General features: G+C 62.3%; 16 protein-coding genes, 1 tRNA gene and 1 riboswitch. Of the genes, 6 read left to right on the top strand and 11 right to left on the bottom strand.

Annotated features, from left to right (window positions below; all coding sequences use genetic code 11):
• The first annotated feature begins 20 nt into the window (after positions 1-20).
• The gene (locus tag ACOWVD_RS00350; protein WP_421105364.1) at positions 21-314 is read left to right on the top strand and encodes a DUF2623 family protein; all 294 of its coding nucleotides are present in this window, start codon (positions 21-23) and stop codon (positions 312-314) included.
• 13 nt (positions 315-327) lie between these two features.
• On the opposite strand, the gene ACOWVD_RS00355 is transcribed toward ACOWVD_RS00350, so the two are convergent.
• Positions 328-897, bottom strand: coding sequence for a helix-turn-helix domain-containing protein (locus ACOWVD_RS00355; RefSeq protein ID WP_015378410.1), 570 nt, complete (start codon positions 895-897; stop codon positions 328-330).
• Between the two features lie 38 nt (positions 898-935).
• Between ACOWVD_RS00355 and ACOWVD_RS00360 the strand changes: the two genes are divergently transcribed.
• On the top strand, positions 936-1,454 hold the full coding sequence (locus tag ACOWVD_RS00360; protein WP_164095686.1) for a GNAT family N-acetyltransferase: 519 nt from the start codon (positions 936-938) through the stop codon (positions 1,452-1,454).
• A gap of 17 nt (positions 1,455-1,471) precedes the next feature.
• Positions 1,472-1,912, top strand: coding sequence for a DMT family transporter (locus ACOWVD_RS00365; RefSeq protein WP_015378408.1), 441 nt, complete (start codon positions 1,472-1,474; stop codon positions 1,910-1,912).
• Between the two features lie 57 nt (positions 1,913-1,969).
• Here ACOWVD_RS00365 and ACOWVD_RS00370 read toward each other — a convergent pair.
• Positions 1,970-2,045: transfer RNA gene (locus ACOWVD_RS00370), tRNA-Asn, on the bottom strand.
• A 338-nt stretch (positions 2,046-2,383) separates the two neighbouring features.
• Here ACOWVD_RS00370 and nac point away from each other — a divergent pair.
• On the top strand, positions 2,384-3,307 hold the full coding sequence (gene nac, locus ACOWVD_RS00375) for a nitrogen assimilation transcriptional regulator NAC (protein WP_049242371.1): 924 nt from the start codon (positions 2,384-2,386) through the stop codon (positions 3,305-3,307).
• A gap of 35 nt (positions 3,308-3,342) precedes the next feature.
• Here the strand turns inward: nac and ACOWVD_RS00380 are convergent, their stop codons facing one another.
• Both ACOWVD_RS00380 and opgB read right to left on the bottom strand, forming a co-directional pair.
• Positions 3,343-4,806, bottom strand: coding sequence for an AMP nucleosidase (locus ACOWVD_RS00380; RefSeq protein WP_049188250.1), 1,464 nt, complete (start codon positions 4,804-4,806; stop codon positions 3,343-3,345).
• A gap of 137 nt (positions 4,807-4,943) precedes the next feature.
• Positions 4,944-7,247: a phosphatidylglycerol--membrane-oligosaccharide glycerophosphotransferase gene (gene opgB / locus ACOWVD_RS00385; RefSeq protein WP_421105365.1), complete on the bottom strand. Its 2,304-nt coding sequence runs from the start codon at positions 7,245-7,247 to the stop codon at positions 4,944-4,946.
• A 286-nt stretch (positions 7,248-7,533) separates the two neighbouring features.
• Between opgB and ACOWVD_RS00390 the strand changes: the two genes are divergently transcribed.
• The gene (locus ACOWVD_RS00390) at positions 7,534-8,277 is read left to right on the top strand and encodes a transporter substrate-binding domain-containing protein (RefSeq protein WP_197763426.1); all 744 of its coding nucleotides are present in this window, start codon (positions 7,534-7,536) and stop codon (positions 8,275-8,277) included.
• Here ACOWVD_RS00390 and ACOWVD_RS00395 read toward each other — a convergent pair.
• The 7 genes from ACOWVD_RS00395 to tenA all read right to left on the bottom strand — a co-directional run bounded on the left by ACOWVD_RS00395 (position 8,270) and on the right by tenA (position 13,879).
• On the bottom strand, positions 8,270-9,094 hold the full coding sequence (locus ACOWVD_RS00395; RefSeq protein WP_049242565.1) for an aldo/keto reductase: 825 nt from the start codon (positions 9,092-9,094) through the stop codon (positions 8,270-8,272). The genes ACOWVD_RS00390 and ACOWVD_RS00395 overlap by 8 nt on opposite strands.
• A 5-nt stretch (positions 9,095-9,099) precedes the next feature.
• Positions 9,100-9,498: a cupin domain-containing protein gene (locus ACOWVD_RS00400; RefSeq protein WP_049242564.1), complete on the bottom strand. Its 399-nt coding sequence runs from the start codon at positions 9,496-9,498 to the stop codon at positions 9,100-9,102.
• A gap of 204 nt (positions 9,499-9,702) precedes the next feature.
• Positions 9,703-10,614 carry a LysR family transcriptional regulator gene (locus tag ACOWVD_RS00405; protein WP_049242366.1) on the bottom strand — a complete coding sequence of 304 codons (912 nt, stop codon included), beginning with the start codon at positions 10,612-10,614 and terminating at the stop codon, positions 9,703-9,705.
• Between the two features lie 109 nt (positions 10,615-10,723).
• Positions 10,724-11,659, bottom strand: a complete 936-nt coding sequence (locus ACOWVD_RS00410) for an ABC transporter substrate-binding protein (RefSeq protein WP_164095689.1) — start codon at positions 11,657-11,659, stop codon at positions 10,724-10,726.
• Positions 11,660-11,694: 35 nt separating this feature from the next.
• Positions 11,695-12,462 (bottom strand): ABC transporter permease, encoded by a 768-nt coding sequence (locus tag ACOWVD_RS00415; RefSeq protein ID WP_015378402.1) that lies wholly within the window; start codon positions 12,460-12,462, stop codon positions 11,695-11,697.
• Positions 12,459-13,199 carry an ABC transporter ATP-binding protein gene (locus tag ACOWVD_RS00420; protein WP_049242362.1) on the bottom strand — a complete coding sequence of 247 codons (741 nt, stop codon included), beginning with the start codon at positions 13,197-13,199 and terminating at the stop codon, positions 12,459-12,461. The genes ACOWVD_RS00415 and ACOWVD_RS00420 overlap by 4 nt, the downstream gene beginning before the upstream one ends.
• Entirely contained in the window at positions 13,196-13,879 is a 684-nt protein-coding gene (gene tenA / locus ACOWVD_RS00425; RefSeq protein ID WP_197799742.1) for a thiaminase II, read from the bottom strand. Before tenA ends, ACOWVD_RS00420 begins: the two co-directional genes overlap by 4 nt.
• Before the next feature lie 62 nt (positions 13,880-13,941).
• Positions 13,942-14,044, bottom strand: a riboswitch (TPP riboswitch).
• 150 nt (positions 14,045-14,194) lie between these two features.
• Here tenA and ACOWVD_RS00430 point away from each other — a divergent pair.
• Positions 14,195-15,217: an LLM class flavin-dependent oxidoreductase gene (locus ACOWVD_RS00430; RefSeq protein ID WP_015378399.1), complete on the top strand. Its 1,023-nt coding sequence runs from the start codon at positions 14,195-14,197 to the stop codon at positions 15,215-15,217.
• The last annotated feature ends 3 nt before the right edge of the window (positions 15,218-15,220 follow it).

Raw genomic sequence — 15,220 nt, forward strand, 5'->3', positions numbered from 1 at the left:
TGTGCGGTGAGGAGGAACCCGTGGAAGATCATTTTGGCAAAGGGTTGTTGGCGGGGTTAAAGGTGGAGAACCTGAAGCCGGAGGCGGAGCTGTCGCGCTTTTGCTCCGACTACAAGCGCGGTTTCGTGCTCGGTTATGCGCACCATTTGGCGCAGCGCTGCGGCGACGAGAACCGGGCGGCGTTCGAGGCCGGGCAACTCAGCCGCGCCTATGGCCTCGGCCGCGAGCCGATGAGCGAGTTCTTCTCCGGCGGCGACAGCCGGTTGGCGGAGAAGTTTTTCCACGCCGGCTATAACCAGCCGACGCAGGGGTAGCGCCGGTGAACCGTCAGGCGGCGCTCAGCACCGCCACCATATACACGCATGCCTCATCGCTTTGGTTTTCAAAGCGGCAGTCCGCCGGTGGGCCTAGCTCCAGGCAGTCTCCTTCGGCCATTTCATGGCGCGCGTCGCCCTCAAGAAAGACCAGTTCGCCGGATAAAACCCAGATCAGCTGACGCTTGAAGGCATACACCGAAGCCGGCATCGGGATCGCTGCGCCGGCCGGCAGTTCGATGCGCACCAGATCGAGCGGCAGATCGGTGCGCGGCGACACGTGGCGCCGCACGTAGCCGCTCTCCGGATCGACCCAGACCGGTTGATCTTCCCGGCGCAGCAGCCGGCCTTCCTGCGTTTCCGCGCGGGCGATCAGCTTGGACATGCTGAGGCCGAACGCCCCCGCCAGTCTGCCCAACAGCATCGCCGTCGGGCTGCTCTCGCCGCGTTCGATCTTATGCACCATCGCCCGCGATACGCCCGCCCGTTCGGCCAAATCGGACAGCGACCAGTGGCGCGCCTCGCGTTCAATGCGAATGCGCGCACCGATCAGCTGATTTAGATTGTCTAATTTAATATTCATATCGTAGTATTATAGTGGACAATTGGCCGGGGTAAACCATGATTATACGAAATGCGACGCTCAACGATAGCGCGGCGATTGCCGCTATCTATAACGACGCGGTGTTGAACAGCACCGCCATCTGGAATGAACAAACCGTGGATGCGGCCAACCGCGCGGCGTGGATCGGCGAGCGGCAGGCGGCGGGCTACCCGGTGCTGGTGGCGGTGAACGGCGCGGACGAGGCGATCGGCTACGCGTCGTTCGGCGACTGGCGCGCCTGGGATGGTTATCGCCATACCGTGGAACATTCGGTGTATGTCCATCAGGCGCATCGTGGCGCAGGAATTGGCAAGGCGTTGCTGCTGGCGCTGATCGCACGGGCGCGGGAAATCGGCAAGCACGTGATGGTGGCAGGCATCGAATCCGGCAATCAGGCCTCGATTAAGCTGCATCTGGCGCTGGGGTTTCGCGACGTGGGGCGCATGGAACAAGTGGGCGCCAAATTCGGCCAATGGCTGGATCTGACGTTCCTGCAGCTGAGGCTCGACGAGCGGGCGACGCCGCCCGCGCGCTGATCCCGGGAGACAGGGCGATGAATATGCTGTTACTGCTGATCGCGGCGGGAATGGGACTGGTGGTGCAGAATCTGCTGATGGTGCGCATTACCGAAAGCGTTTCAACCATCCTCATTACGCTGGTGATCAACTCCAGCGTCGGTTTGTTGTTGCTGGTGGGGTTGCTGCTGGCCAAAAACGGTCTCGGCGCGGTGGCGGAAGTGACCGGCGCCGCCAGGTGGTGGATGCTGTTGCCGGGGCTGTTGGGATCGCTGTTCGTGTTCGCCGGCATTTTGGGTTACCAGAAGCTGGGGGCGGCGGCCACCATCTCGATCCTGGTCGCCAGCCAGCTGTGCATGGGGCTGTTGGCCGATGCCTATCGCGCCGGTCCGGCGGCGCTGCGTGAGAATCTGCCGGCGCTGGTCGGCGCCTTATTGCTGGTGGCGGGCGCCTATCTGGTGGCGAAACGCAGCTTTTGACGGCGGCTGAAAGGCAAAAAGCCCGCTCGGGTTTCCCTGAGCGGGCTTCTCTAAATTTGGCTCCTCTGACTGGACTCGAACCAGTGACATACGGATTAACAGTCCGCCGTTCTACCGACTGAACTACAGAGGAATCGTTGGAACGGGGCGAATAATAGCGGGGCGGTTGCGGCTTGTAAAGCGTGAAAACGCCCGATGCGTTCGTTTGCTGCAAGATTGCCCAACCTGCTGCTTTTTCTCGCTTTTGTCGCTTATCCCGCGCGCAGCGCAGTCGAATTGCCCGTTGATCGGCGCCGTTGCCTGCCGATGGTGCAACGGTTGCCCTGCGCGGTGGCGCGCGCCGCCCGGCGAACGGCCATTTACCGCCTTGTACCCCGCTTCCACGGCCGTTTACCGACTCTGGCCTGGATCTTGCTGTGATTGCATGACCGGATTTCGGCATTCTCAATTTAGCGGCTCGCTGGAGGCACTATGAATTTCAGACGTCTGAAGTACTTCGTGAAAATCGTCGATATCGGCAGCCTGACCCAGGCGGCGGAGGTGTTGCACATCGCCCAGCCGGCGCTCAGCCAGCAGTTGGCGACGCTGGAAGGGGAGCTGAAGCAGCAGCTGCTGATCCGCACCAAGCGCGGGGTGCAGCCGACCGAGGCCGGCAACATTCTGTATGCCCACGCGCAGACCATTCTGCGCCAGTGCGAACAGGCGCAGAGCGCGGTCAACAGCGCCGGGCAGGCGATGAGCGGCCAGGTGTCTCTCGGGCTGGCGTCGGGCAGCACTGCGGCGCAGTTGGCGCTGCCGCTGTTGCAGACCCTGCGCGATCAGCAGCCGGGCATCCTGCTCAGCCTGCATGAAAACGGCGGCGCGGCGTTGGCCGGGCAGGTGGCTAACCAGACGCTGGACATGGCGATGGTCTACGGCGCCAAAATGCCCGCCGGTCTGCACGCCATCGCATTGATGCGGGAAGATCTTTATCTGGTGGCGACGCGCGCGGTGCCGCATCCCGGCAACAGCGTCGAGCTGCTGGACGTGGCGCGGCTGAACCTGTTCCTGCCGCGCGAGGGCGATGCGGTGCGCAACCAGCTGGAGGAGGCGATGGCGCTGCGCAAGCTGGCTGCCAACGTGGTGGGGGAGATCGAATCCTCGGGCGCGCTGAGCGCCGCGATCGCCAGCGGGTTGGGGGCGACCGTGCTGCCGGAATCGGTGGCGCGCGCGATGATCGGCCCGGCCAAGGCCTGGATGGCGCGCATCAATGCGCCGACGATGTCGGTGCCGCTGTCACTGTGCATGTCCAGCCAACAGGGGCTGTCCGCCCCGGCGCTGCTGGTGAAAGACCTGTTGCTGTCGCTCGCCGGCGGCCGCAGCCAGGAGAAGCGCGCGCTGGCGCTGGTGCGTTGAGGAAAAAACGGCCCGCCGCAGCGGGCCTGGCACCGTTAGCGGAACGGCGGTTCGTTGAAGGTGCGCAGCTTGCGCGAGTGCAGGCGATCGCCCTCGGCGCGCAACAAATCGATGGCGCAGATGCCGATCTGCAGGTGCTCGGAGATCGCCCCTTCGTAGAAGCGGTTGGCCTGGCCCGGCAGTTTGATCTCGCCGTGCAGCGGTTTGTCGGAGACGCACAGCAGCGTGCCGTACGGCACCCGGAAGCGATAACCCTGAGCGGCGATGGTGGCGCTCTCCATGTCGACCGCCACCGCGCGGCTGAGGTTGAAGCGGCGCGCCGAAGCGGAGTAGCGCAGCTCCCAGTTGCGATCGTCGGTGGTGACCACCGTGCCGGTGCGCAAACGCTGTTTGACCTCTTCACCGGGCATGCCGCTGACCATCTTGGTGGCGTCGTACAGGGCGCGCTGCACCTCGGCGATGCTCGGGATCGGGATATCCGGCGGCAGCACCGCATCCAGCACGTGATCGTCGCGCAGATAGGCGTGGGCCAGCACGTAATCGCCGATCTTCTGGCTTTCGCGCAGGCCGCCGCAGTGGCCGATCATCAGCCAGGCGCTCGGGCGCAGCACCGCCAGGTGATCGCAGATGGTTTTGGCGTTGGATGGGCCGACGCCGATGTTGATCAGCGTGATCCCTTGGCCGGTGCGCGAGATCAGGTGATAGGCCGGCATCTGGTGGTTTTTCCACGCCAGATCGGACACCGCCTGTTCGGGCGCGCTGGTTTCCGGCGTGATGTAGGTACCGCCGGCGCTGGAGAGCGCGATGTACGGGCTGGCCGGATCGGCGATCTGCGCGCAGGCCCAGCGCACGAACTCGTCCACATAGCGGGTGTAGTTGGTGAACAGCACGAACGGCTGGAAATGCTCCACCGGCGTGCCGGTGTAGTGCCGCAGACGCGCCAGCGAGAAATCCGCGCGCAGCGCATCGAAATGCGACAGCGGGAAATGATTGTCGGTGGCGTGGTACAGGCCGTCGGCGGTCTCGTCACCGATCTGCGCCAGCTCGGTGGTGGGGAAATGCTGCGCGATGCCGGCGCTCATTGAGCGATCGAGCGCCAGGCTGGAACCGTCGATGACATAAGGGAACGGGATCTCCTGCTGCGACGGCGCCACTTCGATATGGGCGGCGTAATCGTGTTCCAGCATCGCCAGCTGTTCGGCCAGATAGTGGCGGAACAGCTGCGGCCGGGTCACGGTGGTGCTGTAGCTGCCGGGATGGGTAAAGCGGCCGAAGGCGCGGGTTTTGCTCGGGCCGGATTGCTGCCCGTCCCAACTGACGCGCAGTTCGGGATACACGAACAGCCCGGCGGCGCGCGCCTGCGGGTCCGGCAGCGTGCCGTGGCTGATAAAGTCACTGACCGCCTGCCGCAGCGCGTCTACCGCGGCGTCATACAGGGCTTCCAGTTGATCGAGTGCCTGATCGGCGCTGAGGCCGCTGCGAGGTGGGGCATAGCTCATACTTTCTCCTTGGATGTCCCGGCTCTGTGGCGGGGTTGCGGCGTTTTACCGTCACAGGTTAGCCGAAGAAGGGCGTAAAAGCTTGGTCGAAATGACGGGCGCGGCAAAGAAAATACCGCGCCCGTGAAGGCGGGGGATCAGGAGGCGGGAGCGGCCGCTTCGACCTTCAGCGACACCAGGCCGATGCCCAGCTTCTTCGGCGTGAAGCCGCCGCTGGCGCTCTCTTTTGGCTCGGTCGGCACCGGCGGGGTAATGCTGATCTTCTGCGCGCCGCGCGGGTTGTCGAAGCGCAGGGTGACGGTGCTGTCCTGTTCACCGAGCGACACGAAGCGCTCTTCGTCGCCGACGCGCACCGAAATCGGTTCGCCGACGTTGTTGCCGTAGGCGCGGGCGCGCAGCACCAGATCGAAGGTTTTAGGTAGCGGATCGACGTAATCGATGTTCACCGCCGGCGCCAGATTGGCGTCGGACCAGCGGCCCCATTCCTCGACGGCGGAGACGCCGGTGATGGCCTTCACCTGCTCCGGCATGCCGGGCAGCATGAATTCGATGGCGTCCGCCCGGTATTTCACCGCCGCGTCGTCCACCTGCAGGCGGGCGACGGCGTTTTGGTAATCGGCGACGCTGTCCGCCGCCGGGCCGGTGAAGTTCACCTTGCCGTTGAAGCGTTCGCCGCTGGCCTGCGCGATCTGCGGCGGCGAGGCCAGGGTGCCGGAGGCCACGCAGATATCGGTGCTCAGCGCCAACTGCGGCGCCCAGACCCGGCCGATCTCGTAGCATTTATCGACCCAGACGAATTTCTCCCCCGCCCCCAGCCCGGCCAGCTGCTTGCGCAGCGGGGTGGAGAGGTAGACGTTGAACATCGGTTCGATGCGGTTGTCGCCCACCCGCAGGATGAACGGCACCTTGTAGGTGACGCCGGAGAAGCTGAAGCTGCGTTGACGCGTATCCACGCTGTAGTCGCTGATGCGGTTCGGCAGGCCCCACTGATTGATCACCGCCGGTTTCCAGCCGTTGATCTTCTCTTCGATGTTCAGGAACACCGTGGACAGCGACGGCGCCGACAGGCTGCTGCGGCCAAGGCCGATGTAGTTGTCGCCGCCCATCACGTCCAGCACCGTGGCGCCGTTGTCCAGCGTGCTGCGCTTCTCGTTGCGCTGTTCCGCCAGCGGCCGGGTGCCGTCGATGATGAAGAACAGGTTGCGGCGCTTCTGTTTGGTCAGGATGTCGTAGGCGGTGTTGTTCATCGCCAGATGATCGGAGGACACCACGATCACGGTATTGCTGAAATAGGGCGAGCGTTTGATCTTGTCGATCAGCGCGGCGATGTGTTGCTGGCTGCAGGCCACCGCGCTCAGCGAGCGGTTTTCCTTGTTCTGCCAGGCGTAGCTTTTCTTGCTGCAGCCGGCGGAGATAAAGCCGTCCGGGTGATGGGTATCGACGGTCAGGGTGAACAGCGAGAACGGCTGGCGCTGTTTGGACAGCTCGACGAACTTGCCGTACACCACGTCCAGCACGCTGTCGTCGTACCAGCCCCAGTCATTTTTGTAGCTCGGATCGGCGACCCGATCGCGCAGCTCTTTGAAGCCGTATACATGGTCGAAACCGTGGGATTTCAGGAAGGTGTCTTTACCGGCGAACGCCAGCTCGGCGCCCTGATAGAAATAGTTGCTGTAGCCGGCGGCCTTCAGCACATCGCCCAGGCAGACATTCTCCGGGTAGAAGGTGGAGACCGCGCTGGAGGCGTTGCCGTCGAAGGGCGCGAACAGCGGAATGCCGCACTGCGAGGCGACCATGCCGGCGATGGTGTAGCCGGTGCCCGGCAATTGCTGGGTATTGCTGAAATCGATGCTGTCCGTGCGCAGGGCGTTCAGCTCGTCGGCCAGGCCGGGAAACAGCTCGGTATCGAAGTAGGTGCGCTCCAGACTCTCGGCATAGATGTACACCAGGTTTGGCCGTTTGCCCTGCACGGTCTTTTTCGGCGCCTTGTAGTAGGTGGTGAAATCGGCGGTATCGCCGACGATCTGGCTCTTGACCAGCAGCGAGATGTCTTGAAACGCCGGGGTGGTGCCGACAGAAAACAGCGCCAGCAGCACGGCGACGACGCTGTAGGCCACGCTGCTGCCTTTGGCCTTGCGGTGCAGCAGGCTGCGGGCCAGCACCGCGAAAATCACCCCCAGCGCCGCCAGCAGGCCGATAAACGGCAGCACGTATTTGCTGATGCCCGCGCCTTTGAGGCTGCTGGTGACGGTGTAGATCACCGCATCGGTGATGCCGTCGCCGGTGAAGTAGTTGCTGGCGATCAGGATGACGTTCAGCACCAGATAGCTGCCGAGCAGCGTCAGCAGAATGGCGAACCACCAGCGGTTGGCGGCGGCCCGGGTGCGATAAATCAAAATCGACGCCAAAAAGAGAACAAACGAAACGACTGCTAAAACCATCCGCCAAACCTTGTCTGATTGAAATAAAACCGTTGCTGCCCTGGTTTGCGCCGCCGAGCGTGCCGCGGCGCGAAAAGTGAAGGGTATAGCCTATTGCCGGCGGCGGAACAACGCGCGATCTCCCGCTACGGCCGACGAGCGGCGGCTATTGTACATTTTTATGACAATAGTGTGACGTTAATCACGCCGACGGCGGCCGCGGCGGCGAAAGCTTGCTGGTCGGAGGTTTCGCTCTACGCTTAATGAGCGCCACGACGGTGCATCCATCAGCCATTCAGGAGGAAGTATGCAGACAATCCCCGCAGCGGTACTCGACGATCTGGCCCCGCAAGGCGTGTTGCGCGCGGCGATCAACTACGGCAATCCGGTGCTGGCGCAGGCCGGGGCTGATGGCAAACCGCAAGGCGCTTCGGTGGAGCTGGCCGCCGCGCTGGCTCGCGAACTGGGCGTGGCGCTGGAGCTGGTGACCTATGACGCGGCCGGCAAGGTGTTCGCCGATCTGGAGAGCGGCGCCTGGAACCTGGCGTTTATGGCCATCGAGCCGGTGCGCGCGGCGCAGATTGCGTTCAGCGAACCCTACGTGATCATCGAGGGGACTTACCTGGTGGCGAACGACGCGCCTTACTTTGAGGTGGCGCAGCTCGACAGGCCGGAAGTGCGCATTGCGGTCGGCCAGGGGGCGGCGTATGACCTGTTTTTATCGCGCACGCTGCAGCAGGCGCAGCTGGTGCGGGCGGCAACCTCCGCCGAGGCGATCGCGCTGTTTTTCGAACGGGGGCTGGAGGCGGCGGCCGGCGTGCGTCAACCGCTGTTGGCCGCAGCGGCCGCCCATCCCGGCTACCGAGTGCTGGAGGGGCATTTCACCGCCATTCGCCAGGCGATGGCGGTGCCGCGGCAAAACACGCAGGGCGCCGCCTACGTGAACGCGTTTATCGAACGCTGCAAGGCCAATGGGCTGGTGAAGGCGGCCCTGCAGCGCAGCGGCCAGGGCGAGGTGACGGTGGCGCCGCCGGCCGCCTCGACTACCTGAACGCGTCGGGATCGTTGCCGACATTGAGGCCGCGATCCAGTTCGTTTATTGCCGAAAGTTCGGATGTCGATAGGTTAAAGTCGAAGATATCAATATTTTCCCGTATTCTTTGCGGCGTGCTGGACTTCGGCAGCGCAATGATTTGGTTTTCATACAGCCAGCGTAATACGATCTGGGCCGGCGTTTTATGCTGCTGTTCGGCAATTTTCAAGATGACGGGGTGGGTCAATATATTCTGGTTGCCGTGGCCGAGCGGGCTCCAGGCTTGAGTAACAATCCCGTGGGCGTGTAACCAATCAACGCATTCTCGTTGCTGATTAAACGGGTGAATTTGCAGTTGATTGACGGCAGGCAGAACACCGGTTTCAGTTTCCAGGCGGCATATCTGCTCGATGGAAAAGTTGCTTACCCCGATATTTTTGACTCGCCCGCTGTCACGGAGTTTTATCATGGCATTCCAGGCAGAAACGAACAGGTTTTGCCCGGATACCGGCCAGTGAATCAAATACAGATCGACATAGTCGCAACCGAGCTTGGTCAAGCTTTCGTTGAAAGCGTTCTCAACGTCATCATGCCGATCGTTCCATAACTTGGTGGTGACGAAGATATCCTCCCGGCGCACGTCTGCAGCTTTTATTGCGGTGCCCACTTCAGATTCGTTGCCATAGATTGCGGCCGTATCGACGAGGCGGTAGCCCGCATCAAGCGCGCATTGAACGGCGCAGATCAATTCATCTCCTCGCGACTGCCAGACGCCGAATCCGATGGCAGGTATCGCGTTGCCGTCATTGGTGAACAGGTGTTGTGAATTACGCATATTCATTACCCAATATGGCTGATGAATTTTAAATGTTCATGAGCAGGATTAATAAAGTGCACGTCAGAGGCTTCCCGACGAGGTGTATCGATAGATAAAAAATAAACGGGCTTGCCGTTAAAAGGTTTGATGCTGTGAACGGTGTTTCGCTTAAATATCACCATTTGGTTTTCGGCTAAAACTCTTTTTGCATCGTTGCCGGCCTGAAACTCCAGCGCACCTTCCACGATGATCAAGATTTCATCACATTGTTTGTGGTAGTGTGCGGGAACCTCGGCATAGACGCGGAACAGGCGGACGCTGCCCTGTGGCGAATCTTCAAGGTACATATCGACGATCAGAGAGTCGGCGGTGTCAGGAAAGTGTTTTTTCCTTTCTTCCAGATCAAAATATAATGCGTTCATACGGCACTCACTGTAAATGATGGGCGTGATTAACCGGTCACTGAAATAAAACATTCATGGCTCAAGCGGTGGTGTGGCTATGTTTTATCCCAGGCAGGATAATATTGCATGCGGACGAACACCATTATTCCGACGTTCCCGCATATCACTGACAGAATACTATACAAAGCGTTGAATGTTTTTTGACGGAGCGTTGAGCCGATATCAACCAAGGGAGCGATGCTGCGCTTTTATCAGCGCAATCAAAGGCCGCAATCCAGGTTGCAACTGGCGACGGCTGGGGTAGTACATCATAAAGGGGGCGCTGAGATGCGACCAATGGGGCATGACGCATTGCAATTCACCAGTGCGCAAGTGTTCATCGATTTGCATTTCCAGACAGTAGGCCAACCCCAGCCCGGCGAGCGCCGCTTTGATGATCATTGAGGTTTCACTGAAAGTATATTGCCCGTTCACCGACAACCGGCAATACGTTTCATCGTTGCCCAATTCCCATTGATAAACCGCACCGTCTCCCAATCGCATATTGATGCAACTGTGATCTTTCAACTCCGACGGCGAACCTGGCGCGCCATGCTTTGCCAGATAGGCCGGCGCTGCGGCGACAACCCATTTCAGACTGCCGGTCAAAGGAACGGCAATCATGTCCTTGGGGATGATCTCGCCATACCTGATGCCGGCGTCGAAACCTTCTTTGATGATGTCTACCTGATGGTTATTGACGGCCACTTCCAGCGCTATTTTAGGATGTGTTTGGGCGTAGCTTTCCATGACAGGGGCGATGAGCAAATCGAGCGCATCATGCGGAATATTCAAGCGAAGGTGGCCAATGGGTTCATCGCGATACTGTTCCAGCGTCGATAGGGCGGATTTGATGTAGTCGAATCCCCGATCGAGTTCGGTTACCAGTGCCATGCCTGCCGGGGTAGGAACGACCGAGCGGTTGGTTCTGTTCAACAGCTTTACGCCGAGGCGCTCTTCAAGCGAACGCATGGTGTGGCTGAGCGCCGAAGTGCTGACGCCGAGTTCCGCCGCCGCCAGCCGGAAACTTTTCTTTCGGCAAATGGTAGAGAACACATTGAGTTCGGCGAGTTCTGCCCGGGTGAACGTGGCCATTTTCGTCCCACTGTTTCTGTTCGAAAGGGTTTGATGATAAGCCCGGCGTACAGGGTATCGCAACCGAAGCGAACAGCCGCAGCATGCCTGCAGCGGCTGTTGCTGCTCGTTAGTCCAGCTCCACCGCGTACTGGTCTACCGGGGTGATTTTCTTGATCAGCTTATTGTCGAACAGAAATTGTTCGTATGCCTGGTAGCGCGCGCGATCCAACTTGGCCGGATCGCGGGCGAACAGCGGCAGGCTGGCTTGCCAGGCCTGCTTGTTCAGCTCGGTATTCAGCTCCGGGTGCGCCTTGGCGAACGCCAACCAGGTGTCCTGCGGGTGCGCGTGCAGGTAGTCGCTGCCTTGCTTCAGCGCGGCGAGGAATTTGCGGATTTTCGGCTCGTTCACCGCATCTCGGTTGGCGACGATGATTAGCTCGTCGTAGGCCGGCACGCCGTAATCTTCGACGTTGAACACCACCGGTTCTTTACCCTGCAGCTTGAGCTCCAGCGCTTCGATGTTGCGGTAGCCGCCGATCACCGCATCGACCTGGCCCGCCAGCAGGGCGCTGGTCAGCTGGAAGTTGACGTTGATGAGCTTGATATCCTGCGGTTTGAGATGCTCGTGTTCGACCATGGTGGCCAGCGTCGCCTGTTCGATGCCGCTGACCGAGTAACCCACCGTTTTGCCTTTGAGATCCGCCGGCGAGGTGATGTTTTTATCCAGCGCGATCACCGTATTCAGCGGCGTGTTGATCAGCGTGCCGACGCGCATCAGCGGCAGGCCCTGATCGGCGAAGAAATGCAGCTGCGGCTGATAGGTGATGGCGAGGTCGGCCTGTTTGGCGGCCACCAGCCGCGGCGGCAGCGCCGGATCGGACGGCGGCACGATCTTGACGTCCAGCCCTGCGGCCTTGAAGGCGCCGATCTGCTCGGCCACCATAATCGGCGCGTGATCGGGGTTGATGTACCAGTCGAGCACCAGCGTCAGCTTGTCGGCCGCGCCGGCCTGGCCGGTGATGGCGGCGCCGAGCAACAGCCCGCAGACGGTTTGTTTGATCATGGTCGTTCCTTTATCCCTGGTTATGGTTGCAATCATCAGTCGTTTTCCGGCGCCCAGGCGATCAGGCGCCGCAGCAGCGCATCCACCGCGGCCCACAGCAGCACGGTCATCAGCACCAAAATAAACAGTGCGGCGAAGCAGACGTCGGTCTGCATGCGCGCATTGGCGTTCAGCATCACATAGCCCAGCCCTTCGGCCGAGCCGACCCATTCGCCGATGATGGCGCCGATGGGCGCGACGGCGGCGGCCATGCGCAGGCCGGAGCCGAAGGCCGGCAGCGCCGCCATCAGCCGCACGTGCCGCAGCTGCGCCCAGCGCGAAGCGCGCATCGTGCGCGCCAGATCGAGGTAGTCGTTGTTGACCCGGCGCAGCCCGTCGAAAAAGGCCGACACCACCGGGAAGAAGATCACCAGCACCGCCATCGCCACCTTGGCGCTCATGCCGAAGCCGAACCACAGCACCAGCAGCGGGGCCAGGGCGAACACCGGTATCGCCTGGCTGGTGAGCACCAGCGGCATCAGCCAGCGCTGCAGGCGCGGCGAGAAAATCATGCACAGCGCCAGCGCCGCGCCGAGCAACACGCCCAGAACCAGCCCGCTGACGATTTCCGAAGCGGTGACCAGCGTGTGCCAGGCGAGATAGCCGCGCCCGTCCCACAGCGCCTGCGCCACTGCGCCCGGCGTGGGCAGCAGAAAGGCCGGGATGCCGCTTTGCGCCGCCAGCCACCACAGCAGCAGCAGGCCGACGAATACCGTCAGCCCGCGCCGCAGGCGGGTGAGTCCACGCTCTTGGGCACTATTCATTGTGCTGCCCTCACCAGCTGCTGCAGCAGCTCGGCCTGGCTTTTCAGCAGGTCGGCGTCATCCGGCGCGCGCGGCGGTAGCCCGCTGATGCGATGAGTATCGTCGAGGCCCAGCGGCCAGGGCGACAGCACCAGCAGCCGGTGGCTCAGGCGGCAGGCTTCCATCGGATCGTGGGTGATCAACAGCACGGTATTTTGCGCCAGCAGCTCGGCGGCCAGGCTCTGGATCTCGGCGCGGGTAATGGCGTCCAGCGCGGAAAAGGGTTCGTCCATCAGCACGATCGGCTGGCGTTCGTAGAGCGTGCGGGCGATGGCGGCGCGCTGGCGCATGCCGCCGGACAGCGAGGCTGGCAGGCTGCGGCCATGCGCGGCCAGGCCCACGCGCTCCAGCAGGTGCGCCGCCCACGCCCGATCCGGCGTTTCGCCGCGCAGCCGCGAACCGAGGGCGACGTTCTCCTCGATGGTCAGCCACGGGTAAAGCAGATCTTTTTGCCCCATGTAGGCGATGCGCCCGGCGATCGGCAGGCCGTCGCTGCCGGTCACCGAACCAGAGCTGGCCTGCGCCAGGCCGGCGATGATCTTCAGCAGGCTGGTTTTGCCGGCGCCGCTGGCGCCGAGCAGGGCGACGAAGCTGCCGCCGGCGATGTCGAAGCTCAGCCGGTCGAAGACGATGTGCTGACCGAAACGCAGGCTGAGATCCCGCACCTGGATACCGGGCGTGAGAAGCGGGGAGGTCATGAGGCGTTCAGCCCCATCTGCCAAAATGCCGACTCCAGTTGGGTGGCGGTGGTGAAAATCTGCGCCAGCTCGGTGAAGCGATCCTGTGCGCCGCGCTGGCGGCCGACGGTTTCCAGCAGTTCGATGGCGGCGCGCACGCCGGCCAGATAGCCCTCGTCGCCGTAGTTGCGGATCCAGGAGGCGTAAGGATTGCCCTCCATCTGGGTGGCGGGATCGTGCAGCAGCCGCAGGCCGATTTCGGCATAGCCGGCCACGCAGGGCAGCAGACCGGCCAACAGATCGAGGGCGTCGCCGGCATGGCCGATGTCCAGCACGTAGCGGGTATAGTTCATGGTTTCCGCCGCCTCCGGCTGGGCGGCGATCTGCGCTTCGCTCAACCCCCATTCGGCGCAGTAGGCCACGTGCAACGGCAGCTCGGCGACGATGCCGTTGAGCGAGGCGGTGGCGGCGCGCATCTCCGGCAGGGTGCGCAGCTTACTGACCAGCAGCGCGTAGGCGCGGGCGAAGTGCAGCAGGAACAGATAGTCCTGGGTCAGGTAGCGGCGAAAAGCGCGTTCAGGCAAGGTGCCGGCGGCCAGCTGCTGCAGAAACGGGTGATCGACGTAGTCCTGCCAGTGGCTGCCGACATGGTGGCGCAACCGGCCGTAAAGACCGCTTTCGAACAGGGTGGTGATGGACATGGGACCTCCTTGAGTCAGTGGAGATCCGGGCACGCTGAGGTATGAACAGGCAACGGGTGATCGCGTTGTTGCCTAACCGTCCCTTCGCTGGCATGACCCAGATCAGGTTCAAAGGGTTCGGCTTGCGCCATCTCAGCCCGTAACAGGACACCCCTCGGAGCTGCCTGTTATACGACATTTGTTTTTTGATTACAATCGCCGGGCGGCGCGGCGGCAATCGGTTCGTTTAGTGCGATCGGGGGCGATTTTGCTGGCGCAAGGCGCGCGGTTTTTGTCACTGTAGGCCGATGATTTTGCCTTTGAGGACGATGCCCGATGAAAAAGATTGGTTTTCTCTCGTTTGGCCACTGGACGCCTTCCGCCCAGTCCGGCACCCGTTCCGCAGCGGATGCGCTGCTGCAGTCCATCGATCTGGCGGTTGCCGCCGAAGATCTGGGGGCGGACGGCGCCTATTTTCGCGTGCACCACTTCGCGCGTCAGCTGGGATCGCCGTTCCCGCTGCTGGCCGCCATCGGCGCCAAAACCCAACGTATCGAGATCGGCACTGGCGTGATCGACATGCGCTATGAAAATCCGCTGTACATGGTGGAGGACGCCGGCGCGGCGGATCTGATCGCCGGCGGGCGGCTGCAGCTCGGCATCAGCCGCGGCTCGCCGGAGCAGGTGATCGACGGCTGGCGCTATTTCGGTTACGCCCCGGCCGAGGGCGAAACCGACGCTGACATGGCCCGTCGCCATACCGAAGTCTTTCTGGAAGCGCTGCGCGGTGAAGGGTTCGCTGAACCCAATCCGCAGCCGATGTTCCCCAATCCGCCCGGGCTGCTGCGGCCGGAGCCGTTTTCCGCCGGGCTGCGCGACCGCATCTGGTGGGGCGCCGGTTCGAACGCCACCGCCGTCTGGGCGGCGAAGCTGGGCATGAACCTGCAAAGCTCGACGCTCAAGAATGACGAGACCGGCGAACCCTTCCATATCCAGCAGGCCAAGCAGATCCGCGCCTATCGCGCCGCCTGGCAAGAGGCCGGCCATGCGCGCGAGCCGCGGGTTTCCGTGAGCCGCAGCATCTTTGCGCTGGTGGATCAGCGGGATCGCAATTACTTCGGCGGCAGCGGCAAAGAGGGCGATCAGCTGGGGTATATCGACGCGCAGACCCGGGCGATCTTCGGCCGCAGCTATGCCGCTGAGCCGGACGCGCTGATCGAGCAGCTGGCGCAGGACGAGGCCATCGCCGAAGCGGATACGCTGCTGCTGACCGTGCCTAACCAGCTGGGCGTGGATTATAACGCCCACGTTATCGAATCGATTTTAACCCATGTCGCGCCGGCGCTCGGCTGGCGCTAAACG

The organism is Serratia sp. SA088 (genome assembly GCF_049065515.1).
In the GTDB taxonomy this organism is placed as follows: domain Bacteria; phylum Pseudomonadota; class Gammaproteobacteria; order Enterobacterales; family Enterobacteriaceae; genus Serratia; species Serratia nematodiphila.

Excerpts from the sequence above, each read along its gene's own strand:
- ACOWVD_RS00405 (WP_049242366.1), bottom strand. The coding sequence starts at position 10,614 with ATGGCCACGTTCACCCGGGCAGAACTCGCCGAACTCAATGTGTTCTCT.
- ACOWVD_RS00430 (WP_015378399.1), top strand. The coding sequence starts at position 14,195 with ATGAAAAAGATTGGTTTTCTCTCGTTTGGCCACTGGACGCCTTCCGCC.
- tenA (WP_197799742.1), bottom strand. The coding sequence starts at position 13,879 with ATGTCCATCACCACCCTGTTCGAAAGCGGTCTTTACGGCCGGTTGCGC.
- ACOWVD_RS00390 (WP_197763426.1), top strand. The coding sequence starts at position 7,534 with ATGCAGACAATCCCCGCAGCGGTACTCGACGATCTGGCCCCGCAAGGC.
- ACOWVD_RS00365 (WP_015378408.1), top strand. The coding sequence starts at position 1,472 with ATGAATATGCTGTTACTGCTGATCGCGGCGGGAATGGGACTGGTGGTG.
- ACOWVD_RS00395 (WP_049242565.1), bottom strand. The coding sequence starts at position 9,094 with ATGCGTAATTCACAACACCTGTTCACCAATGACGGCAACGCGATACCT.
- ACOWVD_RS00415 (WP_015378402.1), bottom strand. The coding sequence starts at position 12,462 with ATGAATAGTGCCCAAGAGCGTGGACTCACCCGCCTGCGGCGCGGGCTG.
- nac (WP_049242371.1), top strand. The coding sequence starts at position 2,384 with ATGAATTTCAGACGTCTGAAGTACTTCGTGAAAATCGTCGATATCGGC.
- ACOWVD_RS00355 (WP_015378410.1), bottom strand. The coding sequence starts at position 897 with ATGAATATTAAATTAGACAATCTAAATCAGCTGATCGGTGCGCGCATT.
- ACOWVD_RS00400 (WP_049242564.1), bottom strand. The coding sequence starts at position 9,498 with ATGAACGCATTATATTTTGATCTGGAAGAAAGGAAAAAACACTTTCCT.
- opgB (WP_421105365.1), bottom strand. The coding sequence starts at position 7,247 with ATGGTTTTAGCAGTCGTTTCGTTTGTTCTCTTTTTGGCGTCGATTTTG.
- ACOWVD_RS00380 (WP_049188250.1), bottom strand. The coding sequence starts at position 4,806 with ATGAGCTATGCCCCACCTCGCAGCGGCCTCAGCGCCGATCAGGCACTC.
- ACOWVD_RS00420 (WP_049242362.1), bottom strand. The coding sequence starts at position 13,199 with ATGACCTCCCCGCTTCTCACGCCCGGTATCCAGGTGCGGGATCTCAGC.
- ACOWVD_RS00410 (WP_164095689.1), bottom strand. The coding sequence starts at position 11,659 with ATGATCAAACAAACCGTCTGCGGGCTGTTGCTCGGCGCCGCCATCACC.
- ACOWVD_RS00360 (WP_164095686.1), top strand. The coding sequence starts at position 936 with ATGATTATACGAAATGCGACGCTCAACGATAGCGCGGCGATTGCCGCT.